The organism is Enterobacter cloacae complex sp. P27C (assembly GCF_014895705.1).
GTDB classification, from domain to species: Bacteria; Pseudomonadota; Gammaproteobacteria; order Enterobacterales; family Enterobacteriaceae; genus Enterobacter; species Enterobacter bugandensis.
Window position 1 is genome coordinate 151668 of the sequence record NZ_JADBQB010000001.1, and the last position, 15935, is coordinate 167602.

General features: G+C 55.4%; 17 protein-coding genes. 5 read left to right on the plus strand and 12 right to left on the minus strand.

Features of this window, described 5'->3' with window-relative positions; genetic code table 11:
• Positions 1-5: 5 nt before the first annotated feature.
• On the minus strand, positions 6-1766 hold the full coding sequence (locus IM291_RS00670) for a Lon protease family protein (RefSeq protein WP_045261706.1): 1761 nt from the start codon (positions 1764-1766) through the stop codon (positions 6-8).
• 185 nt (positions 1767-1951) lie between these two features.
• Between IM291_RS00670 and matP the strand changes: the two genes are divergently transcribed.
• A complete protein-coding gene (gene matP, locus IM291_RS00675) occupies positions 1952-2404 on the plus strand; it encodes a macrodomain Ter protein MatP (protein WP_023332611.1) in 453 nt (150 codons plus the stop codon).
• A gap of 63 nt (positions 2405-2467) precedes the next feature.
• Here the strand turns inward: matP and ompA are convergent, their stop codons facing one another.
• Positions 2468-3523 carry a porin OmpA gene (ompA, locus tag IM291_RS00680; protein WP_108780329.1) on the minus strand — a complete coding sequence of 352 codons (1056 nt, stop codon included), beginning with the start codon at positions 3521-3523 and terminating at the stop codon, positions 2468-2470.
• 354 nt (positions 3524-3877) lie between these two features.
• A complete protein-coding gene (sulA, locus tag IM291_RS00685) occupies positions 3878-4387 on the minus strand; it encodes an SOS-induced cell division inhibitor SulA (protein ID WP_041910604.1) in 510 nt (169 codons plus the stop codon).
• Positions 4388-4604: 217 nt separating this feature from the next.
• On the opposite strand from sulA, the gene IM291_RS00690 reads away from it, so the two are divergent.
• Positions 4605-5231, plus strand: coding sequence for a TfoX/Sxy family DNA transformation protein (locus IM291_RS00690; protein ID WP_048999389.1), 627 nt, complete (start codon positions 4605-4607; stop codon positions 5229-5231).
• On the opposite strand, the gene yccS is transcribed toward IM291_RS00690, so the two are convergent.
• Together yccS and IM291_RS00700 are read right to left on the minus strand one after the other, a co-directional pair.
• A complete protein-coding gene (gene yccS / locus IM291_RS00695; RefSeq protein ID WP_045261705.1) occupies positions 5188-7350 on the minus strand; it encodes a YccS family putative transporter in 2163 nt (720 codons plus the stop codon). The two genes, IM291_RS00690 and yccS, sit on opposite strands and share 44 nt — an antisense overlap.
• Before the next feature lie 19 nt (positions 7351-7369).
• Positions 7370-7816, minus strand: a complete 447-nt coding sequence (locus tag IM291_RS00700) for a YccF domain-containing protein (protein ID WP_028012605.1) — start codon at positions 7814-7816, stop codon at positions 7370-7372.
• A 123-nt stretch (positions 7817-7939) separates the two neighbouring features.
• On the opposite strand from IM291_RS00700, the gene helD reads away from it, so the two are divergent.
• Positions 7940-9994 carry a DNA helicase IV gene (helD, locus tag IM291_RS00705; RefSeq protein WP_045261704.1) on the plus strand — a complete coding sequence of 685 codons (2055 nt, stop codon included), beginning with the start codon at positions 7940-7942 and terminating at the stop codon, positions 9992-9994.
• 57 nt (positions 9995-10051) lie between these two features.
• On the opposite strand, the gene mgsA is transcribed toward helD, so the two are convergent.
• Together mgsA and IM291_RS00715 are read right to left on the minus strand one after the other, a co-directional pair.
• Complete coding sequence (gene mgsA, locus IM291_RS00710) at positions 10052-10510, minus strand: methylglyoxal synthase (protein WP_041912035.1); 459 nt, start codon at positions 10508-10510, stop codon at positions 10052-10054.
• 80 nt (positions 10511-10590) lie between these two features.
• Complete coding sequence (locus IM291_RS00715; protein ID WP_041910599.1) at positions 10591-11253, minus strand: DUF2057 family protein; 663 nt, start codon at positions 11251-11253, stop codon at positions 10591-10593.
• Positions 11254-11426: 173 nt separating this feature from the next.
• Here IM291_RS00715 and IM291_RS00720 point away from each other — a divergent pair, with 173 nt between their 5' ends.
• Positions 11427-11840: a CoA-binding protein gene (locus IM291_RS00720; RefSeq protein WP_028012609.1), complete on the plus strand. Its 414-nt coding sequence runs from the start codon at positions 11427-11429 to the stop codon at positions 11838-11840.
• Between the two features lie 37 nt (positions 11841-11877).
• On the opposite strand, the gene hspQ is transcribed toward IM291_RS00720, so the two are convergent.
• Together hspQ and rlmI are read right to left on the minus strand one after the other, a co-directional pair.
• The gene (gene hspQ / locus IM291_RS00725; protein WP_008499919.1) at positions 11878-12195 is read right to left on the minus strand and encodes a heat shock protein HspQ; all 318 of its coding nucleotides are present in this window, start codon (positions 12193-12195) and stop codon (positions 11878-11880) included.
• Between the two features lie 60 nt (positions 12196-12255).
• The gene (gene rlmI, locus IM291_RS00730) at positions 12256-13446 is read right to left on the minus strand and encodes a 23S rRNA (cytosine(1962)-C(5))-methyltransferase RlmI (RefSeq protein ID WP_192985913.1); all 1191 of its coding nucleotides are present in this window, start codon (positions 13444-13446) and stop codon (positions 12256-12258) included.
• Positions 13447-13538: 92 nt separating this feature from the next.
• Here rlmI and yccX point away from each other — a divergent pair, with 92 nt between their 5' ends.
• Positions 13539-13820 (plus strand): acylphosphatase, encoded by a 282-nt coding sequence (gene yccX, locus IM291_RS00735; protein WP_048999181.1) that lies wholly within the window; start codon positions 13539-13541, stop codon positions 13818-13820.
• Here the strand turns inward: yccX and tusE are convergent.
• The 3 genes from tusE to IM291_RS00750 form a co-directional block, all read right to left on the minus strand.
• Entirely contained in the window at positions 13817-14146 is a 330-nt protein-coding gene (gene tusE, locus IM291_RS00740; protein WP_028012611.1) for a sulfurtransferase TusE, read from the minus strand. The genes yccX and tusE overlap by 4 nt on opposite strands.
• A 69-nt stretch (positions 14147-14215) precedes the next feature.
• A complete protein-coding gene (locus IM291_RS00745; RefSeq protein ID WP_045261700.1) occupies positions 14216-14767 on the minus strand; it encodes a LuxR C-terminal-related transcriptional regulator in 552 nt (183 codons plus the stop codon).
• 10 nt (positions 14768-14777) lie between these two features.
• Positions 14778-15935 carry a CfaE/CblD family pilus tip adhesin gene (locus IM291_RS00750; protein WP_192970874.1) on the minus strand — a complete coding sequence of 386 codons (1158 nt, stop codon included), beginning with the start codon at positions 15933-15935 and terminating at the stop codon, positions 14778-14780.

Here is a 15935-nt window from a genome sequence, read left to right on the forward strand (position 1 = left end):
TCCGATCAGTTCGAACTGAACCAGCCCAGCCAGCGTAACGGCCATGGATAACGATGGCGAGCATCCTGCTGCGTCGCCTGAGCAATGCGCTCCTGGATAGTCTGCATCAAAGTTGTCTGACCTTCGCCATCCCAAACCAGGTTTGTCAGTAAGGGTAGTGCATCCTCAATCCCTTCGATGGCCCAGATGGCGAATTGTTCCTGTTCAACCGCGTCCAGAATATCCTGGCACAGGCTGAGATGGCGTACGTTAGGCGCCGGAATAATCACACCCTGTTTGCCGTTTAAACCGCGCTGCTGACAGACAGAGAAGAAGCCTTCAATTTTTTCGTTCAGACCGCCAACGGGCTGAGCACGACCAAATTGATCGACCGAACCGGTAATAGCAATGTTCTGGTTGATCGGCACGTCCGCCAGGGCGCTGATTAAGGCGCACAGCTCCGCCATTGAGGCACTATCGCCATCCACTTCGCTGTAGGACTGCTCAAACGTCAGCGAGGCGGAGAAGGGGATTTGCTGCTCAAGCTGCAGCTCAGACATCAAAAATGCCTGCATGATCATCATGCCTTTGGCGTGAATGTTGCCGCCCAGTTCGGCCTTGCGTTCAATATCGGTAAACTCGCCGTCGCCAATATGCACAACGCAGCTGATTCGCGAGGGTTCACCGAACGCGCGCGGATGGCCAGGAAACTCGATCACTGAGAGGGCGTTGATCTGCCCAACGCGTTCGCCTTCTGTCTCGACCAGAATTTGTTCCAGCAGAATTTCATCCTGCATGCGATCAGCAAGATAGCCTTCGCGCCACTCTCGCTGCGCCAGCATCTGCGTGAGCTGTTCGCCAGTAAACGCACCGTTACCACTGATCGTACCGACTTCACGCAGCTGCTTGCCGATCCAGAGCGGGCAGAGCGGCAAGGTTTCCTGGTCACCGGTATAGCGAACGGCTTCGCGGATTAAACCCGGCCACGCATCGGCGGCAGGCGCTGGCAATGCAAAACGTTCCGCTACGGCCATCACCCACTGACACCACTGCGCCATGTCGTCCGCATCGGCAATCTGAATGTTGTCTTCGTATTCGCTGTAAACTGCCTGTTCGGCCAGTTCCGGCTCCATCTCCTGGAAGTCCGCCAGCGATTCGCGGTCACCCATCAGCACGACGGTCAGCGACAGCGGCATTGACGGCACGGAGACAGGAAGAGGACGAGACTCGTCGTAACCGACCCAGTCAAAGCGCTGTTGGGTCACAACGGTTTTCAGACGCATCCACAGCAGCGGCTGCGAGAGCAAAGTGCGCAGAGAGATAATGAGCACGCCGCCGTTTGCACGATGGACCAGCCCCGGCTGCAGGGAAAGCTCGCCGTTAAACTGGCGCAGACAGCCAAACAGCTGTTCAGCCTCGACCCAATTAGCGGTAATTACCTCGCCGTTAGCAGCAAAACGACCGTCGGCCTGGTCCGCCGGTCCGAAGGTAATATTATGCCCCGCGATACGATACTGGCCGCCAAATACCGCAGTGGTGTCTGGCCGCAGCTGGCGCGTGGCATCCCCAAGCAGCGACAGATATTCCGCTTCTTCCGGGGCTTTCAGCAGCATGAAGGGCGATGTCGCCCACGGGCTTAACGTCTGCTCCAGCGCATAATGTAAGCGTGGTTGCGTATCGCTAAGGATGAATTCGTGTTCTTTTGCGAGATCGGGCTGTGCAAACAGTTCCTGATAGCTCTCGGCATCCGGAACAAGGTCACGCCATGCTAGTTTCGTAATGGTCAAAGTTGATGTTTTTTAGTCAGATGTAAAAGCGTGGAGTATACCGTAAGCGGGGGGCTCTACCCAAGCAGGATTGGTGTTTCAGCAGGCGGATTGGCTGCAGTCACTCACAGGATATGATTTCTTTTCAGCAGATTGCTAAAAAACTGATATTCTGAACAGAGTTACGTGGTAACACTGAGATCGCAATGAAATATCAACAACTGGAAAATCTCGAAAGCGGCTGGAAATGGAAGTACCTGGTCAAAAAGCACCGTGAAGGGGAGCTGATCACCTGCTACATCGAAGCCAGCGCTGCGCAAGAAGCCGTGGATATTTTGCTGACCCTCGAAAATGAACCGGTACAGGTCAATGGCTGGATTGAGAAGCACATTAATCCTGCGTTGTTAAACCGGATGAAGCAAACTATCCGCGCGCGACGTAAACGGCATTTTAATGCTGAACATCAGCATACCCGGAAAAAATCCATCGATCTGGAGTTCGTGGTCTGGCAGCGTCTGGCCGGGCTGGCACAACGGCGTGGTAAGACCCTGTCGGAAACCATCGTGCAGTTGATTGAGGATGCCGAACATAAAGAGAAATACGCCAACCAGATGTCGTCGCTGAAAAACGACCTTCAGGCGTTGTTGGGCAAAAAATAGATTTTAGTTTTCTTCAGACAATAAAAAACCCCGCATGGCGGGGTTTTTTTATAAGACGATAACTTATGCCGCTGGCTGAGTTACAACGTCTTTAACGCCTTTAACTTCGATCTCTACGCGACGATCTGGTGCCAGGCAGTCGATCAGTGCAGCGCGAGCTTTAACGTTGTCACAGGTGTTGCCAGTAACTGGGTTAGATTCGCCCATACCACGTGGGGAGATCTTGTTAGCTGGGATACCTTTAGAGATCAGGTAATCAACAACAGACTGAGCACGTTTCTCAGACAGTTTCTGGTTGTAAGCGTCAGAACCGATGCGGTCGGTGAAGCCCAGAACCACTACAGAACCGTCTTTAGGATCCAGGTTGCTCAGCTGGGTGTACAGCTGATCCAGTGCCTGCTGACCTTCTGGTTTCAGGGTCGCTTTGTTGAAGTTGAACAGAACGTCAGACTTCAGAGTGAAGTGCTTGGTCTGTACTTCTGGAGCTGGAGCCGGCGCTGGAGCAACAACTGGTGCTGCATCTTCCTGCTGGCCGAAACGGTAGGAAACACCTACGCTCAGCATGCCGTTGTCTGGACGAACGCCAACGGTAGCACCGTCACCGATGTTGTTAACCCACTGGTATTCCAGACGGGTAGCGATGTCACGGGTCATAGCCCACTCAACGCCACCAGCGAATACTGGGGAAACGCCAGTGTCATGGTCGTCGCCAGCGATGTTGTTGCTGGAGTCTGCACGCCATACCATGCCGCCCAGACGGGTGTACACGTCCAGATCGTCAGTTACTGGGTAACCCAGTTTAGCGGTCAGCTGAACGCCCTGAGCTTTGAAAGCGCCATTGATGGTGTCGCCTTTGTATGGCATACGACCTAACCAGTCGTAACCCATTTCAAAGCCAACATACGGGTTAACCTGATAGCCACCGAACGCACCTGCACCAAGCTGGCTCTCGTGAGTAGGACCATCGTTGTTCAGGCTGCTGTTGTACCAGCCAGTGTCATGGAACTGAGACCAGCCCAGTTTACCACCTGCATACCAGGTATTATCTTTCGGAGCGGCCTGCGCTACGGTAGCGAAGCCAGCCAGTGCCACTGCAATCGCGATAGCTGTCTTTTTCATTTTTTGCGCCTCGTTATCATCCAAAATTCGCCATGAAGGTCTCAAGAGAGAATCACGGTTAAATCCTTCACCGGGGGGCGTGGTCAAATATAAATCTACCGATATCTTCGGCTTAGGCCGAGCACCCCTGGCGATGTAAAGTCTACAACGTAGCTGAAAACTTACAAGTGTGAAGTCTGTCAGGCATATGAAAAAAAAAGTTCCGTATACCTATTATTTAACATTTTTAGAACGAATTTTGTGCAATAAAATTAAGGAGAACCGCACCAGACAAGCCTTGCCGCAATTTTGAGGCCGGGAACTAAAACCGCATCCTGCGGTCAAAAAAAATTCCAGGAAAAATCTTAATTTCACTCAATGATACAAATTTGAGTGAATTTTTAGCCCAGAAAGTTGTCCTCTGCGATAAGAATCTGGACGAACCGGGCGCATGATAAACCCGATCGCATTCCCTTCTTCAGCCGCTTCGGTCAGACGAAAATGTTCCTCTTCCGTCAATTCTTCCGGTAACCACCCGATCACCACGCTGTAATTTCCGGTGCGTAACGCGCGAATCATCGATTCGACGGTATCGCAGGGAGAAAGCTGGTTGATCTGCATAACCTTTGCCAGCGGCAGGCCCGCAGACTGCACCCATTGGCGGCTCAGTTTTTGCTGTGGCGTCAGCCAGAGCTGCCAGCGTGATTGCTGACCAAGCTGCTGTAATAACGGAAGCAGCAGGAGTTGGGTCAACAGAGGCTGGTCTTCACGGTAAACCACTTCACTAATAAGCCCCGTCGAAGCACCCCCAACGGTGTTCTGCGCGACAGTGCCCGCGGTAGAGGAGAGAGAAGTTGAGCGATTTGCATAGCCTGAAGTGTACATATTCATTCCAGCCCTGTAGTTACTGTATGGATATACAGTAACCCCTGTATGCATAAAGATCAACCTCATTTTCGGAAAGCGACTCGCAAAATTCATTCAATGTTGATGCCCTTCGAAAAATCATCTTGCTCAACGACGCTAAGTTGCCTATTTTCCTGCTAACGGATCCGCTAGTAAGAAATTTCGTTGTTACTTTATGATTTTGAAGGGAAATATCATGAAAAAGATATCTTATGAACGGATTTATAAATCCCAGGAATACCTGTCACCACTGGGTGAAATTCATCATCGCGCGCTGTTCGGCGGCTATACCCTGGCAGTGGATGATGCGGTTTTTGCCATGGTGTCAGAAGGTGAGCTCTACCTCCGTGCCTGTGAAGAAAGTGCGAAATACTGTGTGAAAAATGCCGCGTCTTTTTTGACCCTGATGAAGCGGGGCCGTCCGGTGCTTCTCAACTATTACCGGGTGGATGACGGGCTATGGCAGGACAGGGAGCGACTGCTTCAGCTCTCCACTTTCGCACTTAATGCGGCAAGAAAAGAGCGTTACCAGCGGCATCAGCGCAATCGACTTAAGGACCTGCCAAACCTGACCTTTCAGCTGGAAGTGTTGCTCGTTGAAGCGGGCATCACCAACGAAGAAACGCTGCGGGCGCTTGGCGCAAGGGAGAGCTGGCTGAAGATGCGGGCGAAAAATAAAGCGCTGAGTATCAAAGTGCTATTCGCGCTGGAAGGGGCGATCGAGGGGCTGCATGAGGCGGCACTCCCGGCCGGCATTCGCCGGGAGTTGACGGAGTGGTTTAATGCGCTGCCTGAGCCACAGGAGAATCACTCCTCCAGGTAGCGATTTGCTGTTGCAGCCGGCAAATTTCTGGCAGCAGGGCGATGAGCAGGCCAATCTGCTGTAACACCAGGGGCGCTTTGCTGTCGTTTCCAGGCTCAAGATGCGCAATACGTTGGGTAAGTTCATCCAGCGCCTGTCTCACGCGCGGTTCATCGGCTGGCCGGTGATGCAGTGCATCATCGACATAACAGACTGCGTCATCCAGCAGGTTGAGGATGCCCGGGTTGGTGAGTTTTTCGCGGTGGGCGCCCAGCGTGGAAATATAGCTAGTGAAGGTATGGTTCAGGCAGAGCAGCCGGAAAGCCGTCTCACGAATCTCGGCCGTGGCGCGAGGCTCCGTTGACATGTTAGAGACCACCGAGGCCAGTTCCGCATCGCTGTTGTGCGCATCGCGGCGCGCTATCCGGTAAGCCAGGCGGTTATCGCGGCCCTGATGATACTGCTCAAGGATGGCATCCAGGTATCGGCAGTTGGCGTTCATAGCCCTGTCTAACACGCGCGGTAGATTACGGAAACGCCAGTCCGGCCAGATAAAGCTGACGGCGGCCCAGGCGATAGCGCAGCCAATCAGGGTATCGAGTACGCGGGGCAGGGCGACCTCGAACCCTTCACCCAGCAGGTTAAAGCAGAGCAGAACCAGCAGCGTGATGAACATTGTGGCATGGGCGTACTGCACGTTGCGAAACGCGAAGAACAGCACGCCGGTGATCACGATCAGGATCAGCTGTCCTTCAATGGACGGCACGAAATAGAGCACCGGAAGGCCGATCGCGACGCCGACCAGGGTGCCGATAATACGCAATGCCAGGCGGTGTCGGGTGGCGTTATAGTTCGGCTGACAGACAAACAGGCTGGTCAGCAGGATCCAGTAGCCGTGGTGCAAACCGGTTATCTGGATAAAAGCATACCCCACGCATAAGACCAGGGACATTCGCACCGCGTGACGAAACAGCGCCGACTCCGGCGTGAAGTTGCGGCTCAGCCTTAGCCACATATCGCTCACGCTGTGCACGCTGTCATCTGCAAGCTGGTTATCCATCTCGCTGCCCGGCAGTGCCATCGCCTGCTCGGACTCAATCGTCGCCAACTGAGCATCAATCGCCCGCAGGTTGTTGAGCAGAAAACCCAGCGCTTTGATCTGTTCCGGTGACGTTCCGCTGGCCTGCACGCGGTCGAGCGCCGCATCAAGATGGCTAAACACGCGTTCGAAGCGGGAGTCGTGCTGATAGGGCGTGCGCAAAAGAATGGAGCGCGCGAGCTGCTGGCATGCCTGTGACTGCATGGACAGCAGGCGCTGAAAGCGGAACATGACGTCGCTGTAGCGGAACTTCTCGCGCAGGGCGGCATACTGAACGTGTGAGGAGCTGGCACGCTCATGAATGTCCTGAGCGGCAAAATAGTAGTGCAAGGTTCTGCGCGTGCCGCGCTGGCCGCGATCCCCGCGCAGACGGGTAAGCAGCGAGGCTTTCGTCTGGTTAAGGGTGGCGACCAGCTGGCCGTTTGCCAGCGCCAGATCGTAAAGCGGCGCCTGGCTTTCTTCCTCAATATCCGGGTCGAACAGCCGGGATTTCAGTTCCAGATAATGGGCTAGCTGCTCATAGCTGCGGGCAAGGTTATCCTGCAGAGGACGAACCGGGAAGATTAGGTGGCCGGTTAACGTCAGCAGGTTATACCAGATGGCGCCCAACAGCAGCAGCACAGGCTGCTGATACCACTGGTCGTACAGGGAAACGCCCAGCATGGTGTAGATGGCGATCAGCAGGGCCCCAAAGGCGATAGTGGCATAGCGCTGCCCCAGACCGCCCAGCAAAATAAACCCGCTGGTGGAGAGTGTAAGGCCAAGGGCAAACAGCCACGGCCAGGGGAAAAGTAACTCAACGGACGCGGAGGCGATAAAAAAACAGACGAGCGTAATGACCAGATTCCGCAAACGCCCGGCCAGGCGATCGTCCAGATCCGCCAGCGCTCCGGCCACCACCCCCAGCGTGAGGGGGATGGTGAGCTTGACATCATTCAGCCACCACGGCAGGGCAGCCGTGCCGCAAAGCGCGATAAATATCCTGACGTTGTAGAGCCAGGCGCTGTTCCAGGTATAACGGCGAAGCAGTGGACTTAGCATAAACGCGGCCAGTCCTTATTTACTGAAAACGACGACGTGCGTTCGCTTCACGCGCCGCCTGGGCCACTTCGACCGGAACCACCCTGCGCCCGACGGGCCAAAGGGCGATGGCGGCGATCTTAAAGTTCGCGAGCCCGACCGGAATACCAATTATTGAGATGCACTGCGCAATACCGGCAAAAATATGCATGATGCACAGCCACCAGCCGAAGAAAATCAACCACAGAATGTTCAGCAAAGTTCCCCCCGTATTCATCAGGGCGCTCTTGTTCTCCGGGTTCAGCTCGTTAACGTGGATAGCTTCATTACCGTAGGGGATGAACGAGAGTTTCGTGATTTCCCAGCAGGAACGGGTCAGGGGAAGGGTGAAGATCAGGACGATGCTCACCAGCGTGGCAAAAAGCCAGGAAAGGGTGGTGGCAAAACCGCCCAGCACAAAATTCAACACATTCAGAACGGTACGCATAAACCCTCACTTCCTTTCGATAAAATTAACGCCCAATGATTGTAACGTTTTTTTAGGCTGGAGCACCTTAAAACTGGCAGTTAAACTGTCAGGTAAATTATCTCTTCGTGGATTTGGCGGGACATGGAACTGAAAGCAACTTCTTTAGGCAAACGCCTGGCGCAACACCCCTATGACAGAGTTGTTCTGCTCAACGCCGGGGTTAAAGTCTCCGGAGAACGCCACGAATACCTTATTCCGTTTAATCAGCTTCTGGCTATTCACTGCAAGCGCGGGCTGGTGTGGGGCGAGCTCGAGTTCGTTCTGCCTGACGACAAAGTCGTGCGCCTTCACGGTACCGAGTGGGCGGAAACCCAGCGTTTCCACCATCACCTGAACGCGCTCTGGCAGCAGTGGAGCCACGACATGAGCGTGATTGCCGCTCAGGTGCTGCAGCAGGTGCTGGACGATATCGCGCAAAGCAACGCGCAGCAAACGTGGCTGACGCGCCAGCAGACCGCCGGTCTGCAGCAAAAGATTCGACAGGCACTTTCGGCGCTGCCGCTCTCCGTGACGCGTCTTGATGAGTTCGACAATTGTCGCGATGCCTGGCGTCAGTGCCAGGCCTGGCTGAACGATATGGATAAAAGCCGGCTGGCGCATAACCAGGCCTGGACGGACGCCATGCTCACCCAATACGCCGACTTTTTCAGTACGGTGGAGTCTTCACCGCTCAACCCTGCTCAGGCGCGCGCGGTGGTGAACGGCGAGCAGTCGCTGCTGGTGCTGGCGGGGGCCGGAAGCGGTAAAACGTCGGTGCTGGTGGCGCGTGCGGGCTGGCTTCTCACCACCGGGGAGGCCGTTGCCGATCAGATCCTGCTTCTGGCTTTTGGCCGTAAGGCGGCACAGGAGATGGACGAACGCATCCAGGAACGGCTGCACACCCGGGATATTACCGCCAGAACCTTCCATGCCCTCGCGCTGCATATCATTCAGCAGGGCAGTAAAAAAGTGCCTGCCATCAGTAAACTGGAAAACGACGCGCAGGCGCGACAGGCGTTGTTTATTAAAACGTGGCGTCAGCAGTGCAGTGAGAAAAAGGCGCAGGCGAAAGGGTGGCGTCAATGGCTGGAAGAGGAACTCAACTGGGAGGTACCGGAGGGCAGCTTCTGGCAGGATGAAAAACTGGCTCGTCGGCTCGGCTCGCGTCTTGACCGCTGGGTCAGCCTGATGCGGATGCACGGCGGCTCGCAGGCAGAGATGATTGAAAGCGCGCCGGAGGCGATCCGCGATCTATTTTCAAAACGGGTCAAGCTGATGGCTCCGCTATTGAAAGCCTGGAAAACCGCGCTGAAAGAGGAAAATGCCGTTGATTTCTCCGGTCTTATCCATCAGGCGATCGTCATTCTGGAGAAGGGGCGCTTTGTCAGCCCGTGGAAGCATATTCTGGTGGATGAGTTCCAGGATATCTCACCCCAGCGTGCGGCACTGCTCTCGGCGCTGCGGGCGCAAAATAAACATACCTCGCTGTTCGCGGTGGGGGACGACTGGCAGGCCATCTACCGTTTCAGCGGGGCGCAGCTCTCGCTGACGACCGCCTTCCACCACTATTTTGGCGAAGGCGACCGTAGCGATCTGGACACGACCTACCGCTTCAATTCACGGATTGGTGAGATCGCCAACCGCTTTATCCAGCAGAACCCGCACCAGCTGGCCAAGCCGCTAAACAGCCTGCGGGCAGGGGATAAAAAAGCGGTCACCCTGCTGGCGGATGACCAGCTGGAGCCGCTGCTGGACAAGCTCAGCGGCTATGCGAAACCCGATGAACGTATCCTGGTGCTGGCGCGTTATCATCACCTTAAGCCTGCTGCGCTGGAAAAAGCCGCTACCCGCTGGCCGAAACTGCAGCTTGAATTTATGACCATTCACGCCAGCAAAGGGCAGCAGGCCGATTATGTGATTGTGGTGGGGCTGAAGGAGGGCAGCGACGGATTCCCGGCTCCGGCTCGCGAGTCGGTCATGGAAGAGGCCCTGCTGCCGGTGCCGGAAGACTTCCCGGATGCCGAAGAACGGCGTTTGCTGTACGTGGCCATCACCCGCGCGCGTCACCGCGTGTGGCTGCTGTTCAATAAAGAGGAGCCATCCGTGTTTGTCGATATTCTGAAGAGTATTGATGTGCCGGTGGCGCGGAAGCCATAACGGCGTCAGGCAAGATTTCCAGGCCGGGTAGACGTAGCCGCCACCCGGCAAAAAAAGCTACTTCAGTCTCTCGGAAAGATAGCGCTGATAGTCCGGAATAAGGATCTCAACCGGCGAGTTAAACTGCGGTGATTCAATGATGAAATCCGCCGTTGACAGGTTCGTCGCCACCGGAATATTCCACACCGTTGCCAGACGCAGCAGCGCTTTGACATCCGGATCGTGCGGAACCGCATTCAGCGGATCCCAGAAGAAGATCAGCACATCAATTTTCCCTTCGGAAATCTGTGCCCCGACCTGCTGATCGCCGCCCATCGGGCCGCTCAGCATCGCATTCACCTCCAGACCCGTTTCGCGCTGGATCAGGTTACCGGTAGTGCCGGTCGCCGAGAGGGCATGCTTTTCCAGCAGCGGCTGATGGCGGCGAACCCAGTTAAGCAGCATTTGTTTACAGTGATCGTGCGCCACCAGCGCAATGTGTTTGCGTTCAGGCAGCGTGCGTGTTGTCAGTTCCATAATCATATCCATCAGGTTAACTGACTACACGATGACGGGAACCGTCTGACGCTGCAAGAGAAAGGCGTAAAAAATGTGGCTTAAGATGAAGGTTGTTGCTTTGCCCACTGTAAAAACCGGGCCCGCGTGTCGGGATCGGCCTGCTGGAACCAGAATTTAAGGCGCTGTTCCGTCAGGCTCTGGGACTGGGGCGGAATGACGTCCAGTTCCGAGACGCCGGATAGCAGCGTACTGTCGTCCGCCATCATGGTGGCAAACTGCGGAAGGGAGGCGCGTTTGCCGGCTTTGTTATAGACCTGCGTTGCGGCCTCGTAGTCCGGGCTTTTTGTGGCGCTGGTCAACGCCAGAATATCCAGCTTGACCGGGATCGGCATTGCATTCCCGTCCAGCAGCTCAACGCGCGGCGAGGCGTCGAAGGCCGCTGATTCCTTCTCCGTTTCAAGGCGAGGCAGGGTAATGTTCACCTGGCTGATTTGCCGGGTATTAAAGCTGACAATCAGCGGCGGAGAGATGTACATCCGCTGCTCATGGTTAGTCAGGCCGATCGCTTTTTCGACCCGGAACACCAGCTGATGTGGCCCGTTATCTAACTCAATGCTGTCAGCCCCGCGCAATAACGAGCTGGAAACCTTTTTCCCATCCAGAACCAGAAGATCAATATCGCCAGAGAGCCGAAGCGTGGTGGCAAAAACGCAAACCGGCATCGCTAACGCAATCAGAGCAGTGGCAAAACCGGTTTTCATAGAAGGCTCCCGTCAGAGATACTGTCGCCGCATTAATGTATCTAAATCTTTCGATAATCACGTTTACTAACATATAGACATATTTTGCCGTTTTGCCCTCATACATCTGTATGGGATGGATGGTTGAGATGTGCGCTTTGGCGTACACTTTTAAAAAAGCCAGGAGAAAAACCATGAAAGAGAACGATATTGCCGAGATTCTGACATCCACGCGTACCATTGCGCTGGTGGGCGCGAGCGATAAACCCGACCGTCCCAGCTATCGGGTGATGAAATACCTTCTCGATCAGGGCTATCACGTCATCCCGGTCTCACCAAAAGTGGCGGGGAAAACCTTACTGGGCCAGCAGGGTTATGCCACGCTCGCTGACGTGCCGGAAAAAATTGATATGGTCGATGTCTTCCGTAATTCCGAGGCGGCGTGGGAAGTAGCGCAGGACGCGATTGCCGTCGGGGCGAAAACATTGTGGATGCAGCTGGGCGTGATTAACGAGCAGGCTGCCGTGCTGGCGCGGGATGCGGGATTGAAGGTGGTTATGGATCGCTGTCCGGCGATCGATATCCCCCGTCTGGGGCTGGCGAAGTAATAAAAAAAAGCCCGTTCATCGGGCTTTTTTTACACGCTTAGTTCCGCAGGCGCGGAGCCTGTAACTGTTTGCGGATAGTCTGAGCAAGTTCATCCATCGTGGGTTGTTCCGGATGCTCTTCCTGCAGCTCGCTACTTAGCTGCGCTTCGGCAAGGTAGGTATGTACGGGTTGTCCGTCGTCACCTTCCATCACCACATGGTACCAGGGTGCAGCGCGAAGCTCTGCGTTCACCGCCAGTTCGTCCGCTGACGGTTCATCAAGGGAATACTCCGGGTCGATATCCACGACCACACCCAAATACCCAAGCAAAGTGTGGCGGACCTGCTGGCCGATACCGAATTTGCTGGCAATCATAGTCACCTCCCGGGAAATACGACTTACACATTAAGTGCGGGCAATATTTCTCTTTTCAAGTTACATGACGCGACAGGCAAACCCTTTCAGATACAGTCCTTCCGGGTAGGTAGCAATCACGGGGTGATCGGCTGCCTGACGGAACTGCTCTATAAATTGTACATCACGACCAGCATCTATTGCGGCATCGGCGATGATTTTTTGGAATAAATCGGTGGTCATCAGCCCGGAGCAGGAGAAGGTGAGCAGCACCCCGCCCGGGTTCAGCAGCTGGATCGCCAGCATGTTGATATCCTTATACCCACGGCAGGCGCCCATCAGCTGGCTTTTGTTTTCCACAAACTTTGGCGGATCCATCACGATGACGTCGAACTTCTCGCCCTGATCGCGATATTTACGCAGCAGCTTGAAGACGTCGTCGCGTATAAATTCGGCTTTGCTCAAGTCCAGTTTGTTCAGCTCGACGTTCTGTTTTGCCACGTCCAGCGCTTCCTGCGAAGTGTCGACGCTGACCACCTGGGCACAGCCGCCCATCAGCGCCGAAACGGCAAAACCGCCGGTGTAGGAGAAGCAGTTCAGCACGCGTTTGTCGGCAACGTACTGACGCGTAGCCAGGCGGCTGTCGCGCTGGTCAAGGTAGTAACCCGTTTTGTGCCCGCCCTGAATATCCACCAGCAGCTTCATGCCGTGCTCTTCAATTGGCAGCAGGGCAGGCGGCAGCTCACCCGTGACCGGACCCTGCGTCAGCTCCATGCCCTCTTTTTTGCGCACCGCCACGTCGCTGCGGTCGTAAATAGCGCACTGCGGGAACAGCGTTTGCAGGGCGCTAATCAGCGCGGCACGCTGGTATTCCGCCCCGGCGCTCAGCAGCTGCAGCACCAGGAAGTTGCCGAAGCGATCGATGGTCACGCCCGGCAGGCCGTCGGACTCACCGGCAATCAGGCGGTAGCTGTCCAGTCCGTCGCGTTTTGCCAGCCAGTCGCGCCACTGCTGCGCCTGCTGCAGGCGACGAACGAAGAAGTCGATGTCGATAGCTTCGTCTTTATCGAAGGTCCAGACGCGCGCGCGGATCTGGGAGGCTGGCGAGTAAGCGCCTCGCGCTAACCATTTCCCCTGATGGTCAACAATATCAATGGTTTCACCGAGGCTGGCTTTGCCTTCCATACGGGCAACCGCGCCGGAAAAGACCCAGGGATGACGGCGCAGTAATGACTTCTCACGCCCTTTGGCTAACACTAAACGTACACTCATAATTTGCTGTTCTGTCGATTCAAGAAAATGGCCGCCATTTTCCCGAGTTCGCTGGGGAAATGCAACGCGCCAGACGGATAAGGAGAAGGAAGATGTCAAAAGTCTGCACCATTGCCTGGGTCCACGGCCTTGTTCAGGGCGTCGGGTTCCGCTACAGCACCCAGCGCGAAGCGATGACGCTTGGGCTAACGGGATACGCGCGAAATATGGACGACGGCAGCGTTGAGGTGGTCGCCTGCGGCGACGCGGAGCAGGTTGAAAAACTGATGGCGTGGCTGAAAGCAGGTGGGCCGCGCAGCGCCCGGGTTGATAAGGTCTTAACGGAACCGCATCAACCCGGCAGGGAATATGTGAACTTCGGTATTCGGTATTAAATACACTTCACCGGTTTAGGCAGGCCGGCAATTTTGGTGGCCTGTTTTGCCGGGCCTTTCGGGAACAGGCGATACAGATAGCGGCTGTTGCCTTTTTCTTCGCCAAATTTGTTGGCCATCGCTTTAACCAGCATGCGGATCGCCGGAGAGGTGTTGAATTCGAGATAAAACTCGCGCACAAAACGGACCACCTCCCAGTGTTCGGGGGAGAGGGCGATACCTTCGTTTTCGGCGATTTTCTCCGCCAGCGGCTCGCTCCATAGCGTGGTGTCTTTCAGATAGCCTTCGCTATCGGTCTCAATTTCCTGGCCTGCAAAAATGAACATAGTGCTCTGTCGATAAAGTAAAAAACGCCCCTAGTCTAGCAAATAAGGGGCGGCGTGAGAAACCTCGACCTACAGAAGAAGCTGGAGCAGATTGTTGGCATTAAGCTTTTTCAGCGCGTTGCATTTATACGTCGACACCTGTTTTTCACTCATCTGCGTCATATGCGCGACATGCCGTACCGATTGTCCGTTCACCAGCCTGTCGAGCACGTTGAACTCCATGCCTGTCAGGCAACAATTCAGGGTGCGCACCCGGCGGGGCTCTCTGGCAAGCAGATACGCCGCATCCGCAACGGCAATCCGGTCATCAATGATATATAAGGTCAGCGTGGCAAACCGCTTTCGCAGATGGGTAGCCAGTGCCCAGCCTTTTTCATTGCACACCAGATACACCGTTCCTTCCCAGCGCCTGGCTTCCAGCTCCAGAAGAATGTCGACCAGCGCCAGATGCGTCCCCGCGACGGAAAAGCGGCAGCGAACAACGAGGGTGTCGCAGACCAGCAGCGAACGGCACCACTTTACCGTACCGCTCTCAACCTGAGTCTGAGCGTTACGGCGCAGAAGGGCGTAGCGCAACCCTTCGGCATAAAAACGATTGTTGTCGAGGATGGCGTAACTCACAATGGCCTCTTTATAAGGTACTGGGCGTATAGATAACGCGTAGGGTGCCGGTGTAATCCCCGGCATTTTTGCTGCTGGCAGCAAACGCGGGCGTTTTCAGAATGATGGGGGCGGGGACACAAAGTACGCTCTCCCGTCCACCCGGCAGCACAACCTGACGCAGATATTGCGGGTCATTAGTGCTCTGCCAGATCAGCGTTTTGCCATTCGCCGCGGTTTCTGCTGCGCCCGTTACCGGGTTGATCACCGTAACCTGATAATCGAGCCGATCCCGTGCTTCGGTCTGGCTTCCACCGCGTCGTCTGACGGAAAACGCTCCCTCAGTACGGCCCGTGGCCGCTAAACCGTCATCCTCAAAGCGCAGATAGACGCGCGTGCTGGCGCTGTTTTTACCGTCATACAGGCACATATCCAGCGCGCTCTCGCCCTGGATTTCGCTGCCGCCGGGCCGCCCCGGAAAATTGGTCAGATTGAGGTTAACCAGCGGGGTTGAGTGGGGGAACGCCGGCAGATAAATCTGCTGGTTACCCGGATCGACCACCTCAATGCGTATCGTCGCCTGCCAGCGGGCTATGGTGAGGTAGCCCGGACACCCGACGTTGACATCGTTAAAGTTGCCCCCGCAGTCGGCGCTTCCCCATTCGCGCAGGTTCTGCTTCAGCGTTGCGGTCCAGATGCCCGGCTGGGCGAGCTTATCCAGTTCGCCTTTAACGATGTAAAAATCAAAATAGGGTTCCCGGTTCCAGGCCGAGAGATCGGCGGTACCGCCGCTGACAAAGCTGGCAAAGGTGAAAACTTTGTTGTTGATAAACATATGTTTTTCACCATAGACCTTCACATCTGCTGTTTTATTTGTCGACGTGTGGGTAAAACGCAGCGTAATGGCGTAGGGGGCGGCCGGGTTCGCGCTAAACCAGACCGGCGCTGTCATACACGCTCCGTTCGTCGGGTCGGTGCGGGACTCGCAGGTCAGGGTGTTGCGTCCCCACTTTTGCGGGTCGATAGTGTCGTAACCGCTCGGTTCATGGACCCAGATATCAAAACGCGCAGGCGGCACCGCGCGATCGTAGCTAATCCCTACGCTGGAATTTCTTCCGGCAGGGACGCCCGCCAGCGTCTGACAGCTCCACAGCGTCAAAAAAAGTAAAACAAAGAGGTAGTTGTTCAC